Raw genomic sequence first — 16,704 nt, forward strand, 5'->3', positions numbered from 1 at the left:
TTTTTTATGACTATTAGAAAAACATAAGGCACAACTGATTATGACCGATAACCCGTTACTGGTGCTGCGCGAACGCATCAGCGCACTGGATCTGAAGCTGCTGGCGTTGCTGGCGGAGCGCCGTGAGCTGGCTCTGGAAGTAGGAAAAAGCAAACTGCACTCTCACCGCCCGATCCGTGATAAAGAACGCGAGCGCGATCTGCTGGATGCGCTGATTGCCGCCGCCAAGCCTTATGACCTTGACGGCTTCTACGTCACCCGCCTGTTCCAGCTGATTATCGAAGACTCGGTGCTGACCCAGCAGGCGCTGCTGCAGCATCAGCTGAACCAAACCAGCCAGCATTCCGCGCGCATCGCCTTCCTTGGCCCTAAAGGCTCCTATTCGCATCTGGCGGCGCGCCAGTACGCCGCGCGCCATTTCGACCAGTTAATCGAACACGGCTGCCAGAAATTCCAGGACATCTTCACCCAGGTTGAAACCGGCCAGGCGGACTACGCGGTGCTGCCGATTGAAAATACCAGCTCCGGCTCCATCAACGACGTGTACGATTTGCTGCAGCACACCAGCTTGTCGATCGTCGGCGAACTCACCAATCCGATAGACCACTGCGTACTGACCACCGGCAACGGCACGCTGGATCAGATTGAAACCGTCTACAGCCACCCGCAACCGTTCCAGCAATGCAGCCAGTTCATCAGCCGCTATCCGCACTGGAAAATCGAATACTGTGAAAGCACCGCCGCGGCGATGGAGCAGGTCGCCAAACTCAATTCACCAACGGCCGCCGCGCTCGGCAGTGAAGCCGGCGGCGCGCTGTATGGCCTGCAGGTGTTGGAACATAACCTGGCCAATCAACAGCAAAATATCACGCGCTTTATCGTGCTGGCGCGCAAGGCCATTGATGTCTCCGAGCAGGTGCCGGCGAAAACCACGCTGATCATGGCGACCGGCCAGCAATCCGGGGCTTTAGTAGAGGCGCTGCTGGTGCTGCGCGAGAACGGCATCATCATGACCAAGCTGGAGTCGCGCCCGATCAACGGTAATCCGTGGGAAGAGATGTTTTATCTCGATGTGCAGGCAAATATCCGCTCAGAGGCGATGCAGAAAGCGCTGCAGGATCTGACGCCAATCACCCGCTCGCTGAAGGTGCTCGGCTGTTATCCCAGCGAAAACGTGGTACCGGTCAACCCTTCCTGATACGCATAAAAAAGGTCTGGCGAATGCCAGACCTTGTTCTTTCACCAAGATGTTTAGCGACGGCTGTCGTTCGCCTGACGCAGCAGTGAGCGGCTCTCAACCAGGAAACGCTGGGCGTAATCGCCAAACCAGTGCTCAACCTTGCGGAAACTGTCGATAAACGCCTGTTTATCGCCCTGCTCCAGCAGTTTGATCGCCTCGCCAAACCGGGTGTAGTAGCGTTTAATCAGCTGCAGGTTGTCGCCTGAAGACATAATAATGTCAGCGTACAGCTGCGGATCCTGCGCAAACAGCCGCCCTACCATCGCCAGCTCCAGGCGATAAATCGGTGATGACAGCGCCAGCAACTGCTCCAGCTGCACATTCTCTTCTGCCAGATGTAGTCCGTAAGCAAAGGTGGCGAAGTGACGCAGCGCCTGAATAAACGCCATATTCTGGTCGTGCTCCACCGCGCTGATGCGGTGCAGTCTGGCGCCCCAGACCTGCAACTGTTCCAGCAGCCACTGGTACGCCTCCGGCTGACGGCCGTCGCAGTACACCACCACCTGCTTGGCTACGCTGCCGACATCCGGCCCGAACATCGGGTGCAATCCCAATACCGGCCCGCTATGCGCCGTCAGCATCGCCTGCAGCGGCGGATTTTTCACCGAGGCCAAATCCACCAGAATACAGTCATCCGGCAGCTTAGGCAGACGGCCAATCACCTGCTCCGTTACGTGGATCGGCACGCTGACGATCACCATCCCGGCATCGCTGAGCAGGCTTTCCGCCTGCGGCCAGTCCTGCTGATCCAGTACTTTGACCTGATAGCCGGACAGCGTCAGCAGGCGGTTGAACAAACGCCCCATCTGCCCGTTACCGCCGATAATCACGATAGGCCGCAGCTGCGGGCACAGCGTTTTAAAGCCTTTGTCGTTTTCGCTGGTGTAGGATTCGCGCATCACGCGACGCAAGATATCCTCAATCAAATCCGGCGGTACGCCGAGCGTTTCCGCCTCCTGCCGGCGTGACGCCAGCATGGCCGCCTCCCGCTCGGGAACATAGACCGGCAAGCCGTAGCGGCTTTTTACTTCTCCCACTTCCGCCACCAGATGCAGGCGCTTTGCCAGCAGATCCAACAGCGCCTTATCCACCTCGTCGATTTGATCGCGTAATGCGGTCAGTTCAGCCACCATAACTTGCTACTCTCCAGTGCGGGCCATCAGCGCGGCGCCCAGTTGCTGATGCATATCACGCAGCAGCGTTTCCGTGCTTTCCCAGTCAATGCAGGCATCGGTCACGGACACGCCGTAGCGCATCTCCGCGCGCGGTTGTTCGGAGGACTGATTGCCTTCATGCAGGTTGCTCTCCAGCATAATGCCGGTAATTGAGCGGTTACCCGCGTTAATCTGCTCAACCACGGAAGCGGCAACCGCAGGCTGACGACGGTAATCTTTATTTGAGTTGCCGTGACTGCAATCTATCATCAGGGACGGGCGGAGTCCCGCATCGCGCATCTGTTTTTCACAGGCGGCGACGTCTTCCGGGCCGTAGTTCGGCGTTTTGCCGCCGCGCAAAATCACATGGCCGTCCGGGTTGCCCTGCGTCTGCAGCAGGCACACCTGTCCGGCCTGATTGATGCCGACAAAGCGGTGCGGCATTGCCGCAGCGCGCATGGCGTTAATGGCCGTACTCAGGCTGCCGTCAGTGCCATTCTTAAAGCCGACCGGCATCGACAGGCCAGAGGCCATTTCACGGTGGGTCTGAGATTCGGTGGTGCGTGCGCCAATCGCCGACCAGCTGAACAGGTCACCCAGGTATTGCGGGCTATTCGGATCCAGCGCTTCGGTCGCCAGCGGTAATCCCATTTCCACCAGGTCCAACAGCAGACGACGTGCAATATGCAAACCGGCTTCAACGTCAAACGAACCGTTCATATGGGGATCGTTGATCAGGCCTTTCCAGCCGACGGTGGTTCTCGGTTTCTCAAAATAGACGCGCATAACGATATACAGCCGATCGCTCAAGTCGGCCGCCAGTGCTTGCAAACGACGGGCGTAGTCCAGCGCCGCATCAGGATCATGGATAGAACACGGCCCGCAGACCACCAGCAGACGGGGGTCGCGCCCCTGCAGAATATCGGCGATGGTTTTGCGCGCCGTGGCGATTTGGGCTTCATCCGCCACGCTGAGCGGGAATTGATTCTTCAGTTCTTCCGGCGTAATCAAAACCTGTTCTGCACTGATGTGCACGTTGTTGAGCGCGTCTTTTTGCATGGTGTTTGTCCTGTCGTTTGCCGTTATGCATAAATGAAGTAAAACATGAGCGTTTCGAGGACTACCTTACCACGCATTGTAAAGTTTTCAATCCATTCGGTGTAAATAAAAAATTACCACTCAAGGAAGTATGAACAAAACAAGATAAACACTATAAATAACAATTAAATGAAAAAAAACAAAAGAAAGCAGACAATGACAATGATTAGGATTAAAAACACCAAGCTGTAAACAAAAAATTACACACATTCTCAAGCCGAACGCTCAGACGGAGCTTAAATGGCATAACCCCGCCACGCTATTTCAGACTATGTGAAACGCTGGCTCCACAAACAACAACCCGTTGATTTCCAACACTTACGCATTACTACACAGATAAAAAACGCGCTATTTCCTTATAAATACTGAGCTATCTCAAGGTTCTGTCTGCGCAATTCATGAATGATGGCAAAAACGGCCAATACCTCTTTCCGGTTAGTTTGCGGTTATCAGTGACGCCGGCGGCAAAGGTAATAAGCCGAGCCTCTCTTTTTCAGCGAAGGAACCCGCATGATAACTCTGGAATTCGGCATCATCATTGCTTGTTTATTGGTCGGCACGCGCTATGGCGGCATGGGGCTGGGATTAATCAGCGGCATCGGTATCTTTGTGCTGTGCTTTGTCTTTGGGCTGCAGCCGGGCAAGCCGCCTATTGATGTGATGCTGACCATCCTGGCGGTAATCGGCTGTGCCTCGGTACTGCAAACCGCCGGAGGACTGAACGTATTGATGCAATATGCCGAACGTCTGCTGCGTCGGCACCCTCAGCACATTACGCTACTCGCGCCGTTCACCACCTGGATGCTGACATTTCTGTGCGGTACCGGCCACGTGGTATACACCATGTTCCCGATCATCGGCGATATCGCACTGAAAAAAGGCATTCGCCCGGAACGCCCGATGGCCGTGGCCTCGGTCGCCTCACAAATGGCCATCACCGCCTCGCCGGTTTCCGTCGCCGTCGTGTCTCTGGTCTCGATTATCGCCGCCGGGCACGGTATCGGCCGCGCCTACTCCCTGGTGGAAATCCTGGCGGTTTCCATACCTTCCTCACTGGTTGGCGTGCTGATCGCGGCGCTCTGGAGCCTGCGCCGCGGCAAAGATCTGGAGAAGGACGCCGATTTTCAGGCGCGTATCAGCGATCCTGAACAGCGCGCCTATATTTACGGCGCCGGCGAAACCCTGCTGGACCAGCGTTTTGCCAAATCTGCCTATGCGTCAACCCTGATCTTTTTTGCTGCGATCGCCGTCGTGGTCTTGCTCGGTGCCTTCTCTGAGCTGCGTCCGGCCTTCGCCGTCAAAGGCGTGATGAAGCCGCTGTCGATGAACCTGGTGATTCAAATGATGATGCTGATTGCCGGCGCCGTCATGCTGATCGGCTGTAAGGTCAAGCCGGGTGATATCGCCAACGGCGCGGTGTTCAAGGCGGGTATGGTCGCCATTTTCTCGGTATTCGGCGTCGCCTGGATGAGCGACACCTTCTTCCAGGTGCATATGGGAGATTTAAAACTGCTGCTTGAAGACGTGGTTAAAAGCCAGCCCTGGACTTACGCCATTGTGCTGTTTCTAGTATCGAAGCTGGTAAACAGCCAGGCCGCCGCGCTGACCGCCGTTGCACCGATGGCGCTGCAGTTGGGCGTCGAGCCGAAAATGCTGCTGGCGTTTTTTCCGGCGGCCTACGGTTACTTCGTATTGCCGACCTACCCCAGCGATCTGGCCTGTATCGGCTTCGACCGCTCAGGGACGACGCGCATCGGGAAATTTATCATCAACCACAGTTTTATCCTGCCGGGGCTGATTGGCGTTTCATCCGCCTGCGTAACCGGCTACCTACTGGTCACGACCCTGCTGTAAGAGGATGCTGCGGCCCGACACGGGCCGTTTACGCCTGTGGCGACAGGGTCAGCCACACCATGCCCAGCGCTTTTACGGCATCGGTACTGCACTGAAAATCAGTACCTTTACCGCTGACCTGCAGCTGATTACCCGGCAAACGGGCAATATCATACACGTCCAGGTTACCGTCGATATCAAGCAGCCAGCGTCCGTTGGCAATGTTCGTTACTGACAGATCCACCAACCAGGCTACACGCCCACCGTCCACGTATGCGGGCTGCTCGGCCGTTGATGGAATCAACGTTCGATCGGCCAGCCATTCGCCGCCATCTTTCAGCTGGCCGGCAATCAGTCGATACAGCGGTACGGCACGTGCCGGCGGCGCCATATCCTGCGGATCGGCCGCGCGCATTTCCCCCAGCCCGGTAGCCAGCCACTGCAGAGAAACGCCGGTATCCAACGCGCAGGTCACCACAATATCCCCCGGGAAGTAATTACGACGTACCCAGGTGCTCATGGTGCCGGATGAAATACCCAGTAAATCCCCCAACTCCTTCTGCAAGCTGAAACCATAGGCATCCAGAATCCGACGCAGCACGCTCTTGCCGCCGGACGCCAGTACGCGCTCATACAACGCCTTACCATGCGCCGCAGCCCGCCCATTCATAGTATCTTCAGCCATATTTTCCCCGGTCATCATTAAAACTTGCATAAGCAAGCCACACTTTTCGACTTAACGCGCATAGGATTCGTTATTAACGCCAGGCTCGCCTGTTATTTAACCTATGGTTAAATGATGCAATATAGTCGCCGAAAATACAAATACCGATACCTGTCACAAACGTTGTTTAGCACTCAACAATCTCATTAACTATCCATTTCATGATGATAATTAAAGAAAAAACCTAAAACTTGAATTTGCGAGAAAAAATAAAAATTTCATGGCATTTCCCCTTGCCCGACGCACAAGGCATGGCAGCAAACGACGCTGGCCTCTGCGAATCGGGCCGACGTCAGCATGCCTGAGTTGTCCGTTTGTGCCGCCCGGCCATACCAATAATGGCGTCGAGAACCATTGACCCATTTAGCGTTTTGCTTAATACTGTATAAATACACAGTATATTTAAGCGAGGGCAAACACGGTGGAAATTACGGATAAACAACAACTAACACTGTCACGCATCCAGTTCATCGCCGATGTATCACAAGCGGCCCAGTGCAGTCCATCCGAATACCTGATCGCACTGTCACTGATTTCCGATCTGGCCGCTCAGGAACTCCCCGAGCACGACTACCAGGCCGTCTATTATTCGGCAGATGAGCAACACTCCCGCTAGCCCCGTCCCCCGCATCTTAATACCGATTTTTACCCGCCGTCCGGCGGGTATTTTTTTATCTGCCATCCGGGGATTTATCCCGATCCGTTGTGCCACAACGACTACAACCCTATTGCATTGTGACGATAGGCCACCATCAGGAAACTACGGATAACCGGGCGCACTCCCGCGTCCTTCACCAACAACCGCATAGCAGGATGGTAATGATGAAAATTTATGCACAACAAGGCGACGCCATTGACGCGATGTGCTGGCGCTATTACGGCAGCACAGAAAACGTGGTGGAACAGGTTGATCACGCCAATCGTGGGCTGGCGGCATACGGCGCGCTGCTGCCGCATGGCTGCCCGGTAGAAATGCCCGAACTGAACGCCGCCGCCAGACGGGAAACGGTGAAACTGTGGGACTAAACGATGGAAAAATTTACCTCAACACTTTCCTACCTTATCGCCGCCGGCCTGGCCTGGTTCGGTCGTCACTCGACGGAAGACATCGCCATGATGGTCGGCGCTGCGGTAGGCGTCGGCACCTTTGCGGTGAACTGGTACTACCGCCATAAGAGCTACCAGTTACTGAAATCGCTCAGAAAGAAAGTTCTCAAACGGGGGAAATACGATGAACCCACTCCTTAAACGCTGCAGCGCCGTCGCCATTTTAGCGCTGGCCGCCACTCTGCCACAGTTCGGCCAGCTGCATACCTCCGAACGGGGACTGCGCCTGATCGCCGATTTTGAAGGATGCCAACTGTCACCCTATCAGTGCAGCGCCAACGTCTGGACCAACGGTATCGGCCATACCGCGGGCGTAAAACCCAATACGGCGATCACCGAGCGTCAGGCGGCAGCCAACCTGCTGGACGACGTACGCAACGTGGAAAAAGGCATCGCGCGCTGTATGAGTGTGGATATGCCGCAGCCGGTTTACGACGCGGTCAGCGCTTTTACCTTTAACGTCGGCGTCGGCGCCGCCTGCCGCTCTACGCTGGCCGGCTTCATTAGACAGCGGCGCTGGCAACAGGCCTGCGATCAGTTGCCACGCTGGGTATACGTCAACGGCGTCAAAAGCAAAGGGCTGGAACGTCGCCGTCAGGCCGAACGCGCGCGGTGCTTACAGGGGGTGTCACCATGAACCGCTGGCTGCTCAGCCTTGGCGCACTGCTATTGACCCTGCTTGCTGCGTCGCAGTGGCAGAACCAGCGTTTGTTGCAGACGCTGGCGCATCAACAGCAACGCCTTGGCGAGGCGCAGGCCACGCTAACGACACGTGACGCCCAGATCAATCAACTGAAACAACAGATTCAACAGCGTGAACGCGCTGAGCTGGCGCTACGTCAGGCGCTGAACGGCGCACAGGGCTTAACGCTGCAACGTGAAAAACGGTTACAGGAGTTACTCAATGAAAACAAGAAACTGCGCGACTGGTACCGCACTGGGTTGCCTGATGATGTTATCCGGCTGCACCAGCGCCCCGCCTTCGCCAGGCCCGGAGATTACCTACGCTGGCTGTCCGAAAGTCAGCAGTTGCCCCATCCCCGGTAATCATCTCACTATTAACGGCGATCTCAGCGCCGACATCCGCCAGCTTGAGCATGCGCTCATACAGTGCGCATTACAGATAGAAGCGATTAAACAGTGTCAGGAGGAACACAATGTTAAAACCCGACCAGCTGCGTAACGCCTTGTGCAAGGCGTTACCGGATCTACAAGCCCAGCCGGAAAAACTGACGATGAAACTGGCGGACGGCCGCGTCGCCACCACGCCTGGCCCCTCATTGTCATTTGAATACCGTTACCGGTTGAGGTTAACGCTGACCGATCGCGCGGCCGACTGCGATCTGGTGATAGTCACCCTATTGGCGTGGCTGCGCAGCCATGCTGGCTAACGTGGATCACCCCTGTGCCTGCAAATCATGGCCGCCTGTTACAGCGCGATGCTGCAATGGGAGCCAAGGATCAGTCTGACCGAGATCGCGGTCAACTCAACAAAATCCCCCATAACCTGAGCAGCAGCGGCTATACCTGTGCATTGGATCTGCTGGTGATGCTTGATGACGTCACGTATCACACAACAGAAATACGAGTTCAAATGCGACTCGATAACTTGTATTTACAAGATCGTAGTGTAGTATGAATATTACTGTTTGAATAAACACGAGAGAGATTTAATTATGATGCACTGTCCAGTATGCGGTAACGTCGCTCACACTCGTTCCAGCCGTTACCTGAGCGAATCAACCAAAGAACGCTACCACCAATGTCAAAACATCAACTGCAGCTGTACGTTTGCCACGCACGAGTCGGTCGCACGCGTCATCGTTAAGCGCGGTGATAACCCACAAGTGCCAGCGGCGGTAGCCACGGGCAAGACGCGCCCAGCGGCGCAGACTGCGGCTAAGAGGTAAATAATGCCATCGTTTGACTCCGATTTATCGCCGATTCCGGCAAACAGCCGGTTGGTTCGGCACCGATCGCAGTCGCCGCCGCACAAGCCTGCGCGAACTGGAGCACATATCAGTGTCACTGCGCGACTTATGGAACCCGGCAACCTGCCCAGCCACATTACGCATGATGGAGCAGAGCAACCTGGACGCCTTTAAACAGCTGACGGAAGCCGCCGATAAAAAGCTGCTGAAAAAAGTCATCAAGACCTACTGCAGCCAAATCGATATGTGTACCTATCAAAACCTGAAGATGATGTACGACCGCGATCTCGAGGCCAGTAAACAAGACTTGAACTGGTAATGTCCCGTCAAAAAAACCCATAAAAAAAAGGGTCTGCCAGCAAGGCAGACCCTTTATTCACTATTAACTTTCGGATGCAGCGTTAGCCGACGCGGTTCAGACGCTCTTTGATACGAGCAGCCTTACCAGTACGCTCACGCAGGTAGTACAGTTTGGCTTTACGAACGGCACCACGACGTTTCACAGTAATGCTGTCGATTACTGGGGAGTGAGTCTGGAATACACGCTCAACACCTTCGCCGTTGGAAATCTTACGAACAGTGAATGCAGAGTGCAGACCGCGGTTACGGATAGCGATAACCACGCCCTCGAATGCCTGCAGACGTTTTTTGCTACCTTCAACGACCCATACCTTAACTTCCACGGAATCACCCGGACGGAACGCAGGTACGTCTTGCTTCATCTGCTCTTGTTCAAGTTGCTTAATAATGTTGCTCATAATATGTCTCTTACCCTAGGTAAACTGATATATCGGCGTCGTCTTAGACGTTGCCTTCATAGTCCTGTTGCGAAGCCCGGTGTTCCCGTTGGAACTCGGCCAGCAACACCTCTTGCTCGTCAGTCAGAGCTAGGCTTTCTAGAAGTTCAGGTCTTCTAAGCCAGGTTCGGCCCAGCGACTGCTTTAAGCGCCAGCGACGTATCTCGGCATGGTTGCCCGACAGTAAAACCGGCGGTACTTCCATCCCTTCCAACACCTCAGGCCGGGTATAGTGCGGGCAATCCAGCAATCCGTCGGCAAAAGAGTCTTCTTCTGCTGACGCCTGACGTCCCAGCACGCCCGGAATAAATCGGGCGACAGAGTCAATCAGGGTCATTGCCGGCAGTTCTCCGCCGCTGAGTACGTAATCGCCGATTGACCACTCTTCGTCAATTTCGGTTTGGATCACGCGCTCATCGATCCCTTCGTAGCGGCCACACACCAAAATCATCTTTTGGTTGGCCGCCAGTTCGCACACGCCGGTTTGATCCAGCTTGCGCCCCTGAGGTGAAAGATAAATCACCTTTGCACCCTCGCCTGCCGCTGCCTTCGCAGCCGTGATGGCTTCCCGTAAAGGTTGCACCATCATCAGCATTCCCGGGCCGCCGCCGTATGGGCGATCGTCCACGGTACGATGCCGGTCGTAGGTGAAGTCACGCGGACTCCAACACTGGACGCTCAGCAGGCCATTCTTTACTGCCCGGCCAGTCACTCCGTAATCGGTGATTGCGCGAAACATTTCAGGAAACAGGCTTACAATACCAATAAACACAAGCCAATCTCCGTACCGTTATTCCGCTTGCTTCGACCGCATGTTCCGGAGGTCAAAAACCAGGATCCCAATCTGCCTCGATCACCTTGGCAGCGAGATCGACTTTCTTGATAACCTGCCCATGAAGGAACGGAATCAACCTTTCCTTCATACCGAATGCATCTTTCAGGTTTGCCCGCACGACCATTACGTCGTTTGATCCGGTTTCCATCATATCGATGACTTTGCCCAGATCGTAGCCGGAGGCGGTGACTACCTGGCAGCCCATCAGGTCTTTCCAGTAGTAATCATCCTCTTCCAACTGCGGAAGCTGATTGGAATCCACGACAATTTCGCAATTGGTCAGCAGATTCGCCTCATCCCGATCGTCAATGCCTTTCACCTTAACGATCAGATCCTGATTGTGGCGACGCCAGCTCTCAAGCTCAACGTGCTGCCACTGACCCGCCTTCTGGATAAACCAGGGCTGATAGTCAAAAATGCTTTCGGCGTTTTCGGTGGATGAAAACACTCTGAGCCAACCACGAATGCCGTAACTGGAACCCAGTTTGCCGAGTACAATCGGCTGTTCAGGCACCAGCGGTTTATGTTGCTTGCTCATTGCCACCACCGCGACAGATTAAGCTGCTTTCTTAGCGTCTTTGATCAGCGCAGAAACGCGATCAGAAACGGTTGCACCCAGGCCGACCCAATGTTCGATACGGTCCAGGTCCAGACGCAGTGCTTCAGCCTGACCAGAAGCGATCGGGTTGAAGAAGCCTACGCGCTCGATGAAGCGACCGTCACGAGCGTTGCGGCTGTCGGTCACTACTACTTGATAAAACGGACGCTTTTTAGCGCCGCCACGTGCCAAACGAATTGTTACCATAACATCCTCTTTAGTTAATAAAACAGCCGGGCCCCATTGAGGGACGGGGCCCGGTTGCAATATAAAAAGCCCGAAAATTTTACTCATTTTGGCGCAAAAAGCAATCTAAAGCGTAGATTGCCGCTAATTCGTTTTGTCGCCATCACACTTTCGGGCATTTTTTTGCCGCAAGCGGCAATACGGTCAGCGCCGAGATCTCCAGGAGATCGCGACGCTTAGCGGCCCGGGAAGCCCGGCGGCATCATGCCTTTCATGTTGCGCATCATCTTCGCCATGCCGCCCTTTTTCATCTTCTTCATCATGCGCTGCATTTCGTCAAACTGCTTGAGCAGACGGTTAACGTCCTGCACCTGCATGCCGGACCCCATCGCGATGCGGCGCTTGCGCGAGCCTTTGATGATTTCCGGTTTGGCGCGCTCTTTCTGCGTCATCGAGTTGATGATCGCTTCCATACGCACCAGCACCTTGTCATCCATCTGCGATTTGACGTTATCCGGCAGTTGGCCCGCGCCCGGCAGTTTGCTCAGCATGCTGGCCATACCGCCCATATTGCGCATCTGCTTCAGCTGATCCAGGAAGTCGGTCAAATCGAAGCCGTCGCCCTTTTTCAGCTTGCTGGCCAGTTTTTCAGCCTGCTCGCGGTCAACCTTGCTCTCGATATCTTCGATCAGCGACAGCACGTCGCCCATGCCGAGAATGCGCGAGGCGACGCGATCCGGGTGGAACGGCTCCAGCGCTTCGGTTTTCTCGCCGACGCCCAGGAATTTGATCGGTTTGCCGGTGATGTGACGAATAGACAGCGCGGCACCGCCGCGCGCATCGCCGTCAACCTTGGTCAGCACCACGCCGGTCAGCGGCAGCGCTTCATTAAAGGCTTTCGCGGTATTGGCGGCGTCCTGGCCGGTCATGGCGTCAACCACAAACAGCGTTTCCACCGGGTTAATCGCCGCGTGCACCTGTTTGATTTCGTCCATCATCGCTTCGTCGACGTGCAAACGGCCGGCGGTATCGACGATCAGCACGTCATAGAACTTCAGCTTCGCCTGCTGCAGCGCGCGGTTGACGATATCAATCGGCTTGTCTTTGGCGTCGGACGGGAAGAAGTCGATGCCGACGTTTTCGGCCAGGGTCTCCAGCTGTTTGATCGCCGCAGGGCGGTAAACGTCGGCAGACACCACCAGTACTTTCTTCTTCTGTTTCTCTTTCAGGAATTTACCGAGCTTACCGACGCTGGTGGTTTTACCGGCGCCCTGCAGGCCCGCCATCAGCACCACCGCCGGCGGCTGGGCCGCCAGGTTCAGTTCGGTGTTCACCTCGCCCATCGCGGCGATCAGCTCGCCCTTGACGATTTTGACAAACTCCTGCCCCGGCGTCAGGCTCTTGTTGACTTCATGACCGACCGCGCTCTCTTTCACGCGATTGATAAAGTCCCGCACCACCGGCAGCGCCACGTCGGCTTCCAGCAATGCCATGCGCACTTCACGCAGGGTTTCCTTGATATTCTCTTCTGTCAGCCGCCCGCGGCCGCTGATATTGCGCAGTGTGCGCGATAATCGATCGGTTAAATTTTCAAACATCGTCTCAGGCTCAACGTAATGACAGGCCGCCATGGCGACACAATTGCGGCGATTATAACACGAAGCGTTAACGATCTCTGCCTCAGCGTTGGAGATCGGTTGGAGTGCGGCGCGCTCAACGCTATACTGACCGTTCGATTAACCACGCCGATGCCTAAAATAACGCTATGCCAGTATTTTCCATCGTGGCTTTGATAGCCTACCTGCTCAGCCTTGGACTGATCATTCCCAGCTTGTTGCGGCAGAATAGCGCATACCGTCGGCTTGCCATCATTTCCGCCGTGGTGGCGCTGGTCAGCCATGCCATTGCGCTGCAACAGCGGGTATTCGACGTCAGCACCGGGCAAAACCTGAGCCTGCTGAATATTGGCTCCATCGTCAGCCTGATCATCTGCACCGTGATGACGATTGTCGCTTCACGCAACCGTGGCTGGTTCCTGCTGCCGATCGTCTACAGCTTCGCCATGATTAATCTGGCCTTCGCCAGCCTGCTGCCCGGTGAGTTTATCACTCACCTGGAGGCCAGCCCCGAACTGATGGTGCATATCGGCCTGGCGCTGTTCGCCTACGCCACGTTGATTATCGCCGCGCTGTACGCGCTGCAGCTGGCGTGGCTCGATTATCTGCTGAAGAACAAAAAGCTCAGTTTCAGCGCAGATATGCCGCCGCTGATGAGCATTGAACGTAAAATGTTTCATATCACGCAGATCGGCGTGGTGTTGCTGACGCTGACCCTGTGCACCGGGCTGCTGTATATGGATAATCTGTTCAGCAAAGAGAACGTGCACAAGGCGGTGCTGTCGATCATGGCATGGTTTGTCTATATCGTTCTGCTATGGGGCCATTACCATGAAGGCTGGCGCGGTCGCCGCGTGGTCTGGTTCAGTTTCGCCGGGGCGTTCTTACTCACGCTGGCCTATTTTGGCAGCCGACTCATTCAGGAAATCATGGTGCGCTGAGCGCGCCATGCCTCATTCACCCATGAGGCAATCTTTCTCCATATATAAGGAATCTCGCGTTGGAGCACGTTTCGACAGCCACCCTAATCATCATTCTGGTGATCATGATTGTGGTTTCCGCTTATTTTTCAGCTTCCGAAACCGGCATGATGACGCTCAACCGCTATCGTCTTCGTCACCTTTCCAAACAGGGCAACCGATCTGCCCGCCGGGTAGAGAAACTGCTGCAAAAGCCTGACCGCCTGATCGGACTGGTGCTGATCGGCAACAACCTGGTGAACATTCTGGCCTCGGCGCTGGCGACCATCGTCGGGATGCGTCTGTACGGCGATCTGGGCGTGGCCATTTCCACCGGCGTACTCACCTTCGCCGTCCTGCTGTTCGCCGAGGTGCTGCCGAAAACCTTTGCCGCCCTGTATCCGGAGCGCATCGCGTTCCCCAGCAGCATGCTGCTGGCGCCGCTGCAAAAAGTGATGTTCCCGCTGGTCTGGGTGCTTAACGGCATTACCAGCATGGTGCTGCGGCTGTTCGGCATCCGCATGAACCAGCAAATCAGCGACGCGGTCAGTAAAGAAGAGCTGCGTACCATCGTGAACGAATCCCACTCGCAGATTTCACGCCGCTATCAGGATATGCTGATTTCGGTGCTCGATCTGGAGAAAGTCACGGTGGAAGACATCATGGTGCCGCGCAATGAGATCATGGGCATCGACGTCAATGACGACTGGAAGTCCATCATGCGCCAGCTGACGCACTCGCCGCACGGCCGCATTGTGCTGTATCGCGATTCGCTGGACGACGCCATCGGCATGCTGCGCGTGCGTGAAGCCTACCGCCTGATGACGGAAAAGAACGAGTTTAACAAAGAAAATCTGCTGCGCGCCGCCGACGAAATCTACTACGTGCCGGAAGGTACGCCGCTGAACGTACAGCTGGTCAAATTCCAGCGGAATAAAGAGAAAGTGGGCATCGTCGTTGATGAATACGGTGATATTCAGGGGCTGGTCACGGTGGAGGATATCCTGGAAGAGATCGTCGGCGACTTTACCACCTCCATGTCCCCGACGCTGGCAGAAGAAGTCACGCCGCAAAGCGACGGTTCCGTACTGATCGACGGCACCGCCAACGTGCGGGAGCTGAACAAGGCCTTCAACTGGAACTTGCCGGCCATTGAAGCGCGCACCATCAACGGATTGCTGCTTGAAGAGCTGGAAGAGATTCCGGAAAGCGGTACCCGCATCCGCATTGGCCACTATGATTTTGACATTCTGGACGTGCAGGACAATATGATTAAGCAGGTGCGCGTCACGCCGATCAAGCCGTTGGAGGAGAGCGTGCAAAATAGCTAGTGCCCTCTGTCTGCCATCTGACTAGTCCTGATATAGGTTGACACTTTTCAGCCTTATAACGCCCGATGAACCTCATCGGGCGTTTTGTATTGTAGCGACAGATGCGGTCGCCGTGCGTTGTAGATTTCCACAGACTGCCTGACCATCTTTCTTGCCTGCACGATGTCTTTCGGTTTGCCAAGCAAGTATTCCGTTTTCAGTATCCCGTTTATCCTCTCCGCCAGCGCATTCTGGTAACAGTCATACCCGTCTGTCATCGAACAGGTGACGCCATATCGCTTGTGTAACGTCTGATATTCCTGCGAGCAGTACTGGATCCCCCGGTCCGAGTGATGTACCAACGGAGCTGCGGTGCGCCTGCTGGCCAGCGCCATTTTGAACGCACAGGCGACATGCCGGGTATGCAGGCTGTCATGCACATGATACCCCACGATTTTTCTCGACCACGCATCCGTTATCAGACTGATATACGCCGTTCCTGTTTTCAGCGGCAGATAGGTGATATCCGCTACCCACACCTGTTCCGGGCGGCTGGCTATAACCTGATGTTCTCCCGCTTTCAGCAAGTTGGGATGACGGTAAAAACGATGATGGCTGTGCGTTGTCTTATGATACGCCCGTTTAGGCATCACCAGTAAACGGGCGCAGCGCAGTATCCGGAACAGACGGTCTCGCCCCACATGCACGGGGGCTTCCGGCTGCTGTCGCAGTAAGTGGTGCAGCTTGCGTGTACCCAGTCGGGGCTGGTGTAAGCGGATAGCGGTCACCTGCTCCACTATATGGTGGGCTTGCTCTTCTCTTCCACGTTCACGTTGCAAGGACTGATACCATGCCTGCCGGCTGATACCCATCCACCGGCAGGCGCGTGCTACCGTGAGTCGTGGCGCTTGTGTTTGCGCGATAAGGCAGCCAACTGCTTTTTTGTCAGGGTAGCTCCGAACTCGGTATTCATCACTTTTACGACGGCTTCAAAGAACTGCGCTTTGACTTCAGATTCAGCCAGTTGCTGTTCGAGTTCTTTGGTGCGCTGTTCAGGAGTCAGGGGTAACTTGGGCATATCATCTCCGCACAGTCTGGTTGAAGAGGACGAACGCCAGTCGAGTTGGCCATATTTACGCAGCCAGTTCATGACGGTATGACTGCCCTGGATACCGTAGCGGTCTTGTGCCTGACGGTAAGTCATCTCGCCTTTTTCGACCTGTTGGACGACGGCCAATTTAAAGGATAGAGGGTAATCGCGTTGCGTGCGTTTAACATACTGGTTCATCACACTTTCCTCTGTTCGTGAGTAAAAT

At 55.2% G+C, this 16,704-nt stretch carries 20 protein-coding genes, 3 pseudogenes and 1 other annotated feature (1 of these 24 running past the window's edge); of the genes and pseudogenes, 14 read left to right on the forward strand and 9 right to left on the reverse strand.

Translation table 11 applies throughout. The annotated features are described in order from the left end of the window. Positions 1 to 8 (forward strand) — a sequence feature (Phe leader region); it begins 119 nt to the left of the window's first position. 32 nt (positions 9 to 40) lie between these two features. Next, positions 41 to 1,198, forward strand: a complete 1,158-nt coding sequence (pheA, locus tag FO014_RS05655; protein ID WP_105229876.1) for a bifunctional chorismate mutase/prephenate dehydratase — start codon at positions 41 to 43, stop codon at positions 1,196 to 1,198. 53 nt (positions 1,199 to 1,251) lie between these two features. Here the strand turns inward: pheA and tyrA are convergent, their stop codons facing one another. Then, positions 1,252 to 2,373 carry a bifunctional chorismate mutase/prephenate dehydrogenase gene (gene tyrA / locus FO014_RS05660; RefSeq protein WP_111737690.1) on the reverse strand — a complete coding sequence of 374 codons (1,122 nt, stop codon included), beginning with the start codon at positions 2,371 to 2,373 and terminating at the stop codon, positions 1,252 to 1,254. 6 nt (positions 2,374 to 2,379) lie between these two features. Further along, the gene (locus FO014_RS05665; RefSeq protein ID WP_105229874.1) at positions 2,380 to 3,453 is read right to left on the reverse strand and encodes a 3-deoxy-7-phosphoheptulonate synthase; all 1,074 of its coding nucleotides are present in this window, start codon (positions 3,451 to 3,453) and stop codon (positions 2,380 to 2,382) included. A gap of 549 nt (positions 3,454 to 4,002) precedes the next feature. Here FO014_RS05665 and FO014_RS05670 point away from each other — a divergent pair. Further along, positions 4,003 to 5,346, forward strand: coding sequence for an anaerobic C4-dicarboxylate transporter (locus FO014_RS05670; protein ID WP_160028242.1), 1,344 nt, complete (start codon positions 4,003 to 4,005; stop codon positions 5,344 to 5,346). A gap of 28 nt (positions 5,347 to 5,374) precedes the next feature. Here the strand turns inward: FO014_RS05670 and FO014_RS05675 are convergent. Beyond that, positions 5,375 to 6,046 (reverse strand): annotated as a pseudogene (locus FO014_RS05675) (phage repressor protein CI); the annotation flags it as partial. 424 nt (positions 6,047 to 6,470) lie between these two features. Between FO014_RS05675 and FO014_RS05680 the strand changes: the two are divergent. The 10 genes and pseudogenes from FO014_RS05680 to FO014_RS05715 all read left to right on the forward strand — a co-directional run bounded on the left by FO014_RS05680 (position 6,471) and on the right by FO014_RS05715 (position 9,406). Next, complete coding sequence (locus FO014_RS05680) at positions 6,471 to 6,665, forward strand: hypothetical protein (RefSeq protein ID WP_160028243.1); 195 nt, start codon at positions 6,471 to 6,473, stop codon at positions 6,663 to 6,665. A gap of 203 nt (positions 6,666 to 6,868) precedes the next feature. After that, positions 6,869 to 7,075 carry a tail protein X gene (locus FO014_RS05685; RefSeq protein ID WP_411841398.1) on the forward strand — a complete coding sequence of 69 codons (207 nt, stop codon included), beginning with the start codon at positions 6,869 to 6,871 and terminating at the stop codon, positions 7,073 to 7,075. Positions 7,076 to 7,078: 3 nt separating this feature from the next. Then, positions 7,079 to 7,297, forward strand: coding sequence for an HP1 family phage holin (locus FO014_RS05690; protein ID WP_160028244.1), 219 nt, complete (start codon positions 7,079 to 7,081; stop codon positions 7,295 to 7,297). Further along, on the forward strand, positions 7,281 to 7,793 hold the full coding sequence (locus tag FO014_RS05695) for a lysozyme (protein WP_160028245.1): 513 nt from the start codon (positions 7,281 to 7,283) through the stop codon (positions 7,791 to 7,793). The genes FO014_RS05690 and FO014_RS05695 overlap by 17 nt, the downstream gene beginning before the upstream one ends. After that, positions 7,790 to 8,203, forward strand: a complete 414-nt coding sequence (gene lysB / locus FO014_RS05700; RefSeq protein WP_160028247.1) for an Rz-like lysis system protein LysB — start codon at positions 7,790 to 7,792, stop codon at positions 8,201 to 8,203. Before FO014_RS05695 ends, lysB begins: the two co-directional genes overlap by 4 nt. After that, on the forward strand, positions 8,106 to 8,339 hold the full coding sequence (gene lysC / locus FO014_RS23920; RefSeq protein ID WP_246168087.1) for an Rz1-like lysis system protein LysC: 234 nt from the start codon (positions 8,106 to 8,108) through the stop codon (positions 8,337 to 8,339). The genes lysB and lysC overlap by 98 nt, the downstream gene beginning before the upstream one ends. Continuing rightward, positions 8,314 to 8,547 carry a phage tail protein gene (locus FO014_RS05705; protein ID WP_246168090.1) on the forward strand — a complete coding sequence of 78 codons (234 nt, stop codon included), beginning with the start codon at positions 8,314 to 8,316 and terminating at the stop codon, positions 8,545 to 8,547. The genes lysC and FO014_RS05705 overlap by 26 nt, the downstream gene beginning before the upstream one ends. A 12-nt stretch (positions 8,548 to 8,559) precedes the next feature. After that, positions 8,560 to 8,649, forward strand: a pseudogene (locus FO014_RS24245) (GPW/gp25 family protein); the annotation flags it as partial. A 183-nt stretch (positions 8,650 to 8,832) separates the two neighbouring features. Next, entirely contained in the window at positions 8,833 to 9,066 is a 234-nt protein-coding gene (locus tag FO014_RS05710; RefSeq protein WP_160031363.1) for an ogr/Delta-like zinc finger family protein, read from the forward strand. A gap of 112 nt (positions 9,067 to 9,178) precedes the next feature. Then, a complete protein-coding gene (locus FO014_RS05715; RefSeq protein WP_160028249.1) occupies positions 9,179 to 9,406 on the forward strand; it encodes a hypothetical protein in 228 nt (75 codons plus the stop codon). 82 nt (positions 9,407 to 9,488) lie between these two features. Here the strand turns inward: FO014_RS05715 and rplS are convergent, their stop codons facing one another. The 5 genes from rplS to ffh all read right to left on the reverse strand — a co-directional run bounded on the left by rplS (position 9,489) and on the right by ffh (position 13,101). After that, on the reverse strand, positions 9,489 to 9,845 hold the full coding sequence (gene rplS, locus FO014_RS05720; protein ID WP_004932484.1) for a 50S ribosomal protein L19: 357 nt from the start codon (positions 9,843 to 9,845) through the stop codon (positions 9,489 to 9,491). 43 nt (positions 9,846 to 9,888) lie between these two features. Further along, positions 9,889 to 10,656: a tRNA (guanosine(37)-N1)-methyltransferase TrmD gene (gene trmD, locus FO014_RS05725; RefSeq protein WP_105229852.1), complete on the reverse strand. Its 768-nt coding sequence runs from the start codon at positions 10,654 to 10,656 to the stop codon at positions 9,889 to 9,891. Positions 10,657 to 10,708: 52 nt separating this feature from the next. After that, positions 10,709 to 11,257: a ribosome maturation factor RimM gene (gene rimM / locus FO014_RS05730; protein ID WP_105229851.1), complete on the reverse strand. Its 549-nt coding sequence runs from the start codon at positions 11,255 to 11,257 to the stop codon at positions 10,709 to 10,711. Between the two features lie 18 nt (positions 11,258 to 11,275). After that, positions 11,276 to 11,524 (reverse strand): 30S ribosomal protein S16, encoded by a 249-nt coding sequence (gene rpsP / locus FO014_RS05735; protein WP_004712517.1) that lies wholly within the window; start codon positions 11,522 to 11,524, stop codon positions 11,276 to 11,278. Positions 11,525 to 11,739: 215 nt separating this feature from the next. Beyond that, a complete protein-coding gene (gene ffh, locus FO014_RS05745) occupies positions 11,740 to 13,101 on the reverse strand; it encodes a signal recognition particle protein (protein WP_105229849.1) in 1,362 nt (453 codons plus the stop codon). Positions 13,102 to 13,268: 167 nt separating this feature from the next. On the opposite strand from ffh, the gene FO014_RS05750 reads away from it, so the two are divergent. Further along, complete coding sequence (locus tag FO014_RS05750) at positions 13,269 to 14,060, forward strand: cytochrome C assembly family protein (protein ID WP_015671002.1); 792 nt, start codon at positions 13,269 to 13,271, stop codon at positions 14,058 to 14,060. Positions 14,061 to 14,119: 59 nt separating this feature from the next. After that, the gene (locus FO014_RS05755; protein WP_145961159.1) at positions 14,120 to 15,409 is read left to right on the forward strand and encodes an HlyC/CorC family transporter; all 1,290 of its coding nucleotides are present in this window, start codon (positions 14,120 to 14,122) and stop codon (positions 15,407 to 15,409) included. Between the two features lie 21 nt (positions 15,410 to 15,430). On the opposite strand, the pseudogene FO014_RS05760 reads toward FO014_RS05755, so the two are convergent. Then, positions 15,431 to 16,676, reverse strand: a pseudogene (locus FO014_RS05760) (IS3 family transposase). Positions 16,677 to 16,704 lie beyond the last annotated feature (28 nt).

It is taken from the genome of Serratia rhizosphaerae, from assembly GCF_009817885.1.
Taxonomy (GTDB): domain Bacteria; phylum Pseudomonadota; class Gammaproteobacteria; order Enterobacterales; family Enterobacteriaceae; genus Serratia_B; species Serratia_B rhizosphaerae.

Coding starts and splice junctions, on each gene's coding strand:
- pheA (WP_105229876.1), top strand. CDS start 41: ATGACCGATAACCCGTTACTGGTGCTGCGCGAACGCATCAGCGCACTG.
- tyrA (WP_111737690.1), bottom strand. CDS start 2,373: ATGGTGGCTGAACTGACCGCATTACGCGATCAAATCGACGAGGTGGAT.
- FO014_RS05665 (WP_105229874.1), bottom strand. CDS start 3,453: ATGCAAAAAGACGCGCTCAACAACGTGCACATCAGTGCAGAACAGGTT.
- FO014_RS05670 (WP_160028242.1), top strand. CDS start 4,003: ATGATAACTCTGGAATTCGGCATCATCATTGCTTGTTTATTGGTCGGC.
- FO014_RS05685 (WP_411841398.1), top strand. CDS start 6,869: ATGATGAAAATTTATGCACAACAAGGCGACGCCATTGACGCGATGTGC.
- FO014_RS05690 (WP_160028244.1), top strand. CDS start 7,079: ATGGAAAAATTTACCTCAACACTTTCCTACCTTATCGCCGCCGGCCTG.
- FO014_RS05695 (WP_160028245.1), top strand. CDS start 7,281: ATGAACCCACTCCTTAAACGCTGCAGCGCCGTCGCCATTTTAGCGCTG.
- lysB (WP_160028247.1), top strand. CDS start 7,790: ATGAACCGCTGGCTGCTCAGCCTTGGCGCACTGCTATTGACCCTGCTT.
- lysC (WP_246168087.1), top strand. CDS start 8,106: ATGATGTTATCCGGCTGCACCAGCGCCCCGCCTTCGCCAGGCCCGGAG.
- FO014_RS05705 (WP_246168090.1), top strand. CDS start 8,314: ATGTTAAAACCCGACCAGCTGCGTAACGCCTTGTGCAAGGCGTTACCG.
- FO014_RS05710 (WP_160031363.1), top strand. CDS start 8,833: ATGATGCACTGTCCAGTATGCGGTAACGTCGCTCACACTCGTTCCAGC.
- rplS (WP_004932484.1), bottom strand. CDS start 9,845: ATGAGCAACATTATTAAGCAACTTGAACAAGAGCAGATGAAGCAAGAC.
- rimM (WP_105229851.1), bottom strand. CDS start 11,257: ATGAGCAAGCAACATAAACCGCTGGTGCCTGAACAGCCGATTGTACTC.
- rpsP (WP_004712517.1), bottom strand. CDS start 11,524: ATGGTAACAATTCGTTTGGCACGTGGCGGCGCTAAAAAGCGTCCGTTT.
- ffh (WP_105229849.1), bottom strand. CDS start 13,101: ATGTTTGAAAATTTAACCGATCGATTATCGCGCACACTGCGCAATATC.
- FO014_RS05750 (WP_015671002.1), top strand. CDS start 13,269: ATGCCAGTATTTTCCATCGTGGCTTTGATAGCCTACCTGCTCAGCCTT.